Source organism: Streptomyces sp. NPDC059455 (assembly GCF_042750115.1).
In the GTDB taxonomy this organism is placed as follows: domain Bacteria; phylum Actinomycetota; class Actinomycetes; order Streptomycetales; family Streptomycetaceae; genus Streptomyces; species Streptomyces endocoffeicus.
Map to the genome: position 1 here is coordinate 1 of NZ_JBHYVB010000473.1, position 1,810 is coordinate 1,810.

Sequence of the window (1,810 nt, forward strand, 5' to 3'; positions counted from 1 at the left end):
CTGTACGTCCCCGTCCGGCCGGGACCCGCCGGCTGCGCCCTGCGCGTCTTCCGTACGCCCCACTGCGGCCGCACCGCCGTCGGCTTCTCCACCCGGCGGCGGCTGGCCGCGGTGCTCGGCGCCCGGCAGCCGTGGATCCGGCTCGGCGAACCGGCGCTGCGCGCCCTCGCCGAGCCGCTCGGCGCCACCTCGCTCACCGTGGATCCGCGCCTCGCGGTCCGCGACATCGCACCGCCGACGTCGTCGCGCCGCCGCGACACCGCGCTCGCGGTCGCACCGCCGACGCCGGAGCGCCACGACACCGCGCGGACATGGGGCCCGCAGGCCGTCGGCGCCTTGCGGGTGGCGGGGGCCGCGGCCCTCGTCGGGGTCCTCAGCGCATGGCTCGGCTGAGGGAGGACGCCATGGTCACGCCGCTGATCCCGGGCACCGCACACCCCGCGCCCCACACCCCGCCCCGCGACGGCGCGCTGTCCGTCTGGCCCGCCTCGGCCGTCCCGCTCGCCGACGGCGACCTGGCCGTCGGCGGAGTGCCGCTCACCGAGCTCGCGGACCGCTTCGGCACCCCGGTGTACCTCCTCGACGAGGCCGAGGTGCGGGCCCGCTGCCGCGCCTACCGCGAGGCGTTCCCGGAGGCCGCCGTCCTCTACGCCGCCAAGGCGTTCCTGTGCCGCGCGATGGCGCACTGGGCGGAGGAGGAGGGCCTGGGCCTGGACGTGTGCTCGGCCGGTGAGCTGGAGCTCGCGGTCACCACCGGTTTCCCGCCCGAGCACATCGTGCTGCACGGCAACGCCAAGAGCCCGTACGACCTCCAGGCCGCCCTGCGCCTCGGGGTCGGGCGCATCGTCATCGACAGCCCCTCGGAGATCGCCCGGCTGGCCGTCGCCGTGCCCGAGGGCAGCCGCCAGAAGGTCATGGTCCGGGTCGCGCCGGGCATCGCCGCGGGCGGCCACGCCAAGGTCCGTACCGGCACCGACGACCAGAAGTTCGGCCTGTCGCTCACCGACGGCTCGGCACACCACGCCATCGCCCGGATCCTCGACCAGCCGCGCCTGGAACTGGCGGGCCCGCACTGCCACCTGGGCTCCCAGATCACCTCCGCCAAGCCCTATCTGGCGGCGGTACGGCGCATGGTCGGGCTGCTGGCCCGGGTCCGGGACCAGCACGGGGTCACCCTCCCCGAGCTGGATCTGGGCGGTGGGCACGGCATCGCCTACCGCCCCGGCGAGCCCGCCCTCGACATCGCCGCGCTCGGGCCCCGGCTGCGTGCCGAACTGGCCGACAGCTGCGCGGCGGCCGGGCTGCCCGTACCACGGCTGATCATCGAACCGGGCCGCGCCGTCGTCGGACCGGCCGGGGTCGCGCTCTACCGGGTCCTGGCCGTCAAGCGCACCGGACACCGCACCTTCGTGGCCGTGGACGGTGGGATGAGCGACAACCCCCGCCCGGCGCTGTACGGAGTGCGCTACGCGCCCCGGCTGGTGGGCCGCGCCGGTACGGCGCCGCTCGCCCCCGCCACCGTGGCCGGACGCCACTGCGAGGCCGGGGACGTGCTGGCGGGCGAGGCGGAGCTGCCGGGCGACATCCGCCCCGGGGATCTGCTCGCGGTGCCGGTGGCGGGCGCGTACCACCTGTCCATGGCGTCCGGCTACAACCTGGTCGGCCGCCCGCCGGTGGTCGCCGTGGCCGACGGCAGGGCGCGGCTGCTGATCCGGCGTGAGTCGCTGGACGACATCCGTCGCCGGGACGTCGGTCTGTAGCGACGGGAGGGGCGCGGGGCCCAAGGCCCCCGGGGGGGGGGGGGGGGGGG

Annotated in this window: 2 protein-coding genes; both read left to right on the forward strand. The window is 77.1% G+C overall.

Annotated elements, in window-relative coordinates; all coding sequences use genetic code 11:
• Nucleotides 1-393 (forward strand): SAV_915 family protein (locus ACFXB5_RS53635; RefSeq protein WP_385223352.1); only part of this gene is annotated, 393 nt, incomplete at its 5' end.
• An 11-nt stretch (nucleotides 394-404) separates the two neighbouring features.
• The gene (lysA, locus tag ACFXB5_RS53640; RefSeq protein WP_385223354.1) at nucleotides 405-1,760 is read left to right on the forward strand and encodes a diaminopimelate decarboxylase; all 1,356 of its coding nucleotides are present in this window, start codon (nucleotides 405-407) and stop codon (nucleotides 1,758-1,760) included.
• The last annotated feature ends 50 nt before the right edge of the window (nucleotides 1,761-1,810 follow it).